We start from the raw sequence: 6,520 nt of genomic DNA, 5'->3' as shown, positions 1-6,520 counted from the left end.
TCCCGGGACGGGGCCGGTGGCACAGCGATTAAAATGTAAAAATATCGAGATAAAATTGATTAACCATGATGGTAGATAAATCAACAGTTAAGGAAGAGGCACTTCAGAAGATCAAGGTCACCAAAACTACGCAAAGCAGGTTGAGTGAGGTTGATTTCAACAATCTGGTATTCGGTAAAATGTATGCCGACCATATGCTGATAGCCGATTTTGACGGCAAAGAATGGAAAAATGCGGAGATCCTGCCTTTCCAGCACCTGTCTGTAAGCCCTTCAAACGCTGCCTGGCACTACGGGCAGGCCATCTTTGAAGGAATCAAAGCCTACAAAGACCCGGAAGGCCACCCGATGATTTTCCGGCCTTATGATAACTACAAACGCTTTAACGCCTCTGCCGAAAGAATGGGAATGCCACAGGTACCGGAGTGGCTATTTATAGGCGGACTGGATCTGCTGATTGATCTGGACCGCAACTGGGTGCCTACCGGTAAGGGTTGTTCCCTTTATCTCCGTCCTTTTATGATTGCTGCAGATGAGTTTATAGGCGTGCGTCCATCTGATACTTATAAATTTGCTATTATTAATTCGCCTTCCGGCGCCTATTTTAATAAACCTATCAAGTTACTGGTGCAGGATAAATATGTACGCGCTTTCCCCGGCGGTGTTGGTTATGCCAAAGCTGCAGGTAACTACGGCGGTACCATGTATCCAACCATGCAGGCTAAAAAGCAGGGCTACGACCAGATCCTGTGGGTAGATGGCTACGAGCATAAATACCTGCAGGAGTGTGGTACCATGAATGTTTTCGCCATCATCGGCAATACAGCCATCACGCCGGACCTTACCCAGGGCACCATCCTGGAGGGGGTAACCCGCGCCAGCGTTATGGACGTATTGGCCGATATGGGGCTTAAAGTGGAAGAAAGACCCATTTCCATTGATGAAGTGGTAGCTGCTTATAAAAATGGTACGCTCCGGGAGGTATTCGGCACTGGCACCGCTTCCAGCGTTGCATACGTGGAGCAGCTGGACTACCTCGAAACACAGATTAAACTGGATACTAGCAAATATGAGGTTGGTGCGGAAGTAATCCGGCGGCTGGATGATATCCGGACCGGCCGCACTACCGATATCCGGCACTGGAACTATGTAATAGACAGAAAATAAGTAGCTTATATATTATTAGCAATATAAGAACAGGACCAATAAAAAGGTCCTGTTTTTTTATGGTAGTTTCTAACGGATATCATACCTTTGCAATCCGGTTTTTGGTAATCCTGAGCTGCTACCAGAATAATAAGACCTTTCCCTGTTTATACCAGGAGATCATTCCGGCAAAAATATTTTCGAAACAATTTTGTTATTCACACATATAGTTTTACCTTTGCCGTCCCAAAATCCCTTTGTGGGGAATTTGGATGTCATTGTAAACCGACATAAAAAACTAGGTAAAGAATGCCTACTATACAACAATTAGTAAGAAAAGGAAGAGAAATTATCCGGGCTAAGTCTAAGTCCAGGGCATTAGATAGCTGCCCTCAGCGTCGTGGTGTTTGTACTCGTGTATACACTACCACGCCTAAGAAACCGAACTCCGCTCTGCGTAAAGTAGCGAAAGTGCGTTTAACCAACAAAGTTGAGGTGATTGCCTATATCCCTGGTGAAGGTCACAACTTGCAGGAGCACTCTATCGTACTGATCCGTGGTGGAAGGGTAAAAGATTTACCAGGTGTTCGTTACCACATCGTTCGCGGTTCCCTGGATACTGCAGGTGTGAAAGACAGAAAGCAGAGCCGTTCCAAATATGGTACTAAGAAGGAAAAGGCTAAAAAATAATAATTATAAATAGTCGTAATTTTCAATAAATGAGAAAGCAAGCTGCAAAGAAATTGCCTCTGGCTCCGGATCCTCGGTTCAATGACAAGCTGGTAACCCGCTTTGTTAATAACGTAATGGAACAAGGAAAAAAGAGCATTGCCTATAAAATTTTCTACGATGCTGTGGATAAGGTAAGCACCATGACCGGTGAAAACGGTTATGAGGTTTGGAGAAAAGCATTAGCTAACGTTACTCCTGGTGTGGAAGTTAGAAGCCGCCGTATTGGTGGTGCTACTTTCCAGATCCCTGCGGAAGTTCGTCCTGATAGAAAGATATCCCTGAGCATCAAATGGTTAGTACGCTACGCCGGCGAAAGAAACGGTAAGAGCATGGCTGATAAGCTCGCAAACGAAATCGTAGCAGCAAGTAAAGGTGAAGGCGCAGCATTCAAGAAGAAAGAAGATACTCACCGTATGGCAGAAGCGAACAAAGCTTTCTCTCACTTCAGAATCTAGTTATAGCCCTCACAGGCAACTCAATATATTTGGCAAACAGTTCCTTCCGGAGCTGTTTGCCTTTTTGTGTTGATAGGTACTGATGTTCATCCAGCTGAACCGTTACCACTAACTGATTATACAGGCTCTATATTGCCCGCCTCGGGGCCGATGGAATTTTCAGAAGTTTGCAGGTCCCGTACCCCCGGCCAAATTCCACACAAAAAAAGGCGGACATCCGCAGATGCCCGCCTTTCGCCATATTCAGGACCACTTATTTTACATTCACCAGCACTTTGATCTTACCTTCGGTACCATTGAACTCTTGCAACGCCTTGCCAAGCACCTGGCCAGGTTTCACTTTATTTATATCCGCTTTCATCGCATAACCGGCCTTGCTGGAAGTAACCAGCAGATCACCGCGATGGATAACGCCATTTTCGTCGCATACCTTAGTAGGAATTACCCCTATTACTCCCATGGGCACTTCCGCGTCTAAGTCCGCATCAATATCCTTTTCGGTCAATAATACCCCTGGCTTGGTGGCAAATACACCTGCTACCAGCGTGGAATAGGCTTCGGAAGATTTTTCCACCATCCGGTCGGTATGAGTAGAAATTACCAGTACATCCCCCGCTTCGTAAGCGTTACGCTCGCCGGATACTGCAAATGATTCGGCCACATCTGCACCACTGTTTTGTGTACCACCGTTAAAGAAGCCCCTGCCTGCTTTATTGATACGGGCTACATTCGCACTGGCACTCTGGAATACTGCAATGCTTCCGGATGGTCCCTGGTGATTAATGAGCATACCATTGCCGGTACCCGCATTGGTAATGTGTACCACCGGTTGGCCGTTGGCACTATTAAAATTGGCAAACCTGCCAGCTTTACCTGTTCCGAAATTGGGTACAAACCCTGAAATGGCATTCCCGCTTCCATCGCATGAAGCTTCCACTCCATCGCCGGTGCCACCTGCATTGGCAGTTAAACCATTACCACTGCCTTCCGTCAGGGCGAGTATGGCCGGGCCGTTTCCTGCAGGATTAGAGGAATAAAACAAACCGGCGTATCCACCGGTACCTGATGACACACCGTATATACCTGCTGTACCAAAATTGGCAAACTTGGAGTTTACTTCTCCTTTAACGGCCGGGGAAGTACCTATTGTTTTGTCTACAAAAAAATTACCGGCAATGCCATTACCTATCGTTTTAACAGTGATAACGTCATTATCATTGTCTTCATTAAAAATTTCAAATCTGCCGGCCCGGCCGGTAGAAAAAGTGGGTACCCAGGCATACAGGGCGTTACCTGCACCATCAATATTGGTTTCTACACCATTGCCATCTTTGCCCGCGTTGGCGGTAATGGCATTACCATTACCATCTGTGAGTGCAATCAGTGATGCGCCATTACCCGCCGGGTTAGAAGCATAGAACAAGCCGGCGCGGCCACCGGTACCGGAAGAAACTCCAAATACACCTGCGGCGCCAAAGTTGCCAAAAATGGTATTTACCTCGGCCCTTACGGCAGCTCCAACACTGTTGGTATTGTCCAGCAGGAACGAAGACGCATTACCCTGTGTATTATCAGGGATATTACCATTACCGTTGCTTTCTACTTCCAGTGTATTTCCTGTGGTATTAGTCTGGTTGAAGTTCTCAAAACGACCGGCTCTACCTGTACTGTTGTTTAAACCTACCTGGCCTAAAACGCCTATTCCTGTACCACTGGTGTTGGTAGCAATAAATCCACGCACGCCATAGCCACCGCCATCATTCCGGCCCACCACAGATCCTGCAATATCACTGGTGGTTCTGCCAACAACAGCTTCACCACCGCCATTATTATCGCCTACAACACCGGCCGATGTTTGGGCGCTGGTAATGCCATGAACACCAAATCCGGCAGCAGTGCTGCTTCGTACTCCGGCGCCGTTGCCAGTTGTAGTCACATTCACCACCGTACCATTTCCCACTGAATTAACAACCAGCGCATTATTGTTATTAGCATTGTTAAAAATTGAAACACTCGCCGGAATACCATTGTTACTGGTAGCGGTAAGCCCGGTACCTGTATTACTGTTGGCATACACGCCAGTTCCATTGGCAGTGGCGTTACCATATACGCCAAGCCCATTGGGTGTAGTACCATACACTCCCCAACCGGATCCGTTCTGGGAGCCATAAACACCCACGCCTAAGCCACCGGTACCATTATTGATACCCCTCACGCCGCTGGAAAATCCACCTGGCGAAGTAGAGTTGACAATACCCCTTACAGCTGCAATATTAGAGGTGGTAGTATTATTAGCCCCTTCTATAGAGGTGCCGTCGCCATTATTGGTAATGCTGAAAAGTGTGGAAGCATTATTTTCTGTGGCAACAAAAGGCAGGGTAAGGCCACCTCCCGGAGGTGCGCCAGCCACCCATTGTGCGCCATCAAATTTAAGCAGCTGACCTGCTGCAGGGGCTACATTACTCAAGGGCTTGCCTTGTAATCCCTGTACAACAGGGTTGGGATAAGTGCCAGAAAGGTCTCCTCCGGCAGGGCCATTGGGAGGAAGGGTAGTGGGAATCACTCCAGGTGCAATTTTCGCCAGTGTTACTTTTCCATCTCCTATCAGGGGGTTGGGATAAGTACCCGTCAAATCGCCGCCGGCAGCTACCCCATTGATATCGCCTGCAGGTCCCTGTGGTCCTGCAGGTCCTATAGGTCCAACCGGTCCTGCAGGGCCAACTGGTCCGGGTACTCCGGGAACGCCCTGTGGACCTGCAACGCCAGGATCACCCTGGATTCCTTGTGGTCCTGCGGGTCCTGCGGGTCCGATCGGTCCTACTGGTCCAACGGGTCCTGCAGGTCCGGCTACACCCGGATCGCCCTTAGCGCCTGCCGGTCCAACAGGTCCTATTGGTCCAACCGGTCCTGCAGGGCCAGCCACACCGGGGTCTCCCTTAGCGCCTGCAGGACCAACCGGTCCAACAGGTCCAACAGGCCCTGCTACACCCGGATCTCCTTTAGCGCCGGCGGGCCCTGTTGCCCCTGCTGGTCCAATGGGGCCTACTGGTCCTACGGCGCCCGGGTCACCCTTGGGGCCAGCAGGACCTGTTGCTCCGGCAGGACCAGGATTGCCGTTGGCGGCATACAATGCATAGGGTACGCTCATTAACTGGGAGGTGCCCAGTTCATTAAAGTTGCCCCCGTTTATAGATACTTCTACTTTCAGATATTGGTTGGCATTTGCCCACGGAACACCACTGTAAGTACCGGTTAAGGGAGTGCCCTTACCTATCTGTAAAGTAAACAGGCCCAGTGTATTGGTAGTGGTGCTATGCGTTTCCTGGTATTGTACAGGGCCCGCTGCAGAACCTCCCAAAATAGAAAAACGCACCGTTAAGGATTGATTGCTGAGTACTGTTCCATTTGTATTGCGGGCTATTGCCTGGTAATTGGTTCCGGTTAACCCGCTTTGTGCCCGTACAATATGAAATGATACCGTTAACAACAGGAAGGTTAGGTAGCATATCTTTTTCATAATAATCATTTTTGTGTTGGTTTACGATGCGCTTAATTCTTTTTTGGTTTGGGTGATGCTCCGCCGTCTTGGTTAGGTATGGGAGCAGGCTGTTTGCCAGCCTGGTTATCCGGCCGTGCTACTGCAGCACTGTCAGACGGTAAAGGCTTTGTTTTGCTTTGGGAGACGCGCGACCGTTTCAGGGAATTGGAATTACTGCGCTGTGCCTGGTAATTGGTAAAAAGACGTGTTTTTGCGTCTTTCGACACCGCCGCACGGTCGGTTGCAGAAGGAGCCGATCTTTTATTCAGATCGGCAATGTCTTTCTGGAATGTAGGAAATAGGGCATCCCTTACTTTTCCTGTGTTACCACCGGTATTTTCCGGTTTAACAGATTCCTGTGCAAAAACGCCGGGTATGAACCCTGCAAACAAAAGAAATGCGAGTATAATCGGTGATTTCATATTGGATGTTATAGATTCGTTTTTCATGTTGGGTATTTTAGCAGATGAGTGGCTGAATAATGGATCAGTTTATGGTTGTATTGCTTCGTCCCGGGTACCGCCTATGTTATAAACCAGCGAGAACTTCAGGGTTCTTTTCTGTATTAAACTTTCGCCGGTGGGCAATTGGTAGGCGATATCCAGTGCAAGATTGGATACACGTACACCCAGTCCTGCAGAAAAGTGTTG

At 48.5% G+C, this 6,520-nt stretch carries 5 protein-coding genes; 3 read left to right on the top strand and 2 right to left on the bottom strand.

Going from position 1 to position 6,520, the window contains the following annotated elements:
* Positions 1–65: 65 nt before the first annotated feature.
* The 3 genes from VN105_RS08620 to rpsG all read left to right on the top strand — a co-directional run bounded on the left by VN105_RS08620 (position 66) and on the right by rpsG (position 2,332).
* Complete coding sequence (locus VN105_RS08620) at positions 66–1,166, top strand: branched-chain amino acid aminotransferase (protein ID WP_325639881.1); 1,101 nt, start codon at positions 66–68, stop codon at positions 1,164–1,166.
* Positions 1,167–1,454: 288 nt separating this feature from the next.
* On the top strand, positions 1,455–1,835 hold the full coding sequence (gene rpsL, locus VN105_RS08615; RefSeq protein ID WP_012789278.1) for a 30S ribosomal protein S12: 381 nt from the start codon (positions 1,455–1,457) through the stop codon (positions 1,833–1,835).
* A 29-nt stretch (positions 1,836–1,864) separates the two neighbouring features.
* Positions 1,865–2,332: a 30S ribosomal protein S7 gene (gene rpsG / locus VN105_RS08610; protein ID WP_325639879.1), complete on the top strand. Its 468-nt coding sequence runs from the start codon at positions 1,865–1,867 to the stop codon at positions 2,330–2,332.
* Positions 2,333–2,585: 253 nt separating this feature from the next.
* Here rpsG and VN105_RS08605 read toward each other — a convergent pair whose 3' ends face one another.
* The gene (locus VN105_RS08605) at positions 2,586–5,849 is read right to left on the bottom strand and encodes a hypothetical protein (protein WP_325639877.1); all 3,264 of its coding nucleotides are present in this window, start codon (positions 5,847–5,849) and stop codon (positions 2,586–2,588) included.
* A 32-nt stretch (positions 5,850–5,881) separates the two neighbouring features.
* The gene (locus tag VN105_RS08600) at positions 5,882–6,319 is read right to left on the bottom strand and encodes a hypothetical protein (RefSeq protein ID WP_325639875.1); all 438 of its coding nucleotides are present in this window, start codon (positions 6,317–6,319) and stop codon (positions 5,882–5,884) included.
* Positions 6,320–6,520 lie beyond the last annotated feature (201 nt).

Origin of the sequence: Chitinophaga sp. (genome assembly GCF_035564935.1) — a bacterium.
GTDB lineage: Bacteria > Bacteroidota > Bacteroidia > Chitinophagales > Chitinophagaceae > Chitinophaga.
Note: the sequence above shows the minus strand (reverse complement) of the source record. Positions and strands in the feature narration are given on the sequence as shown.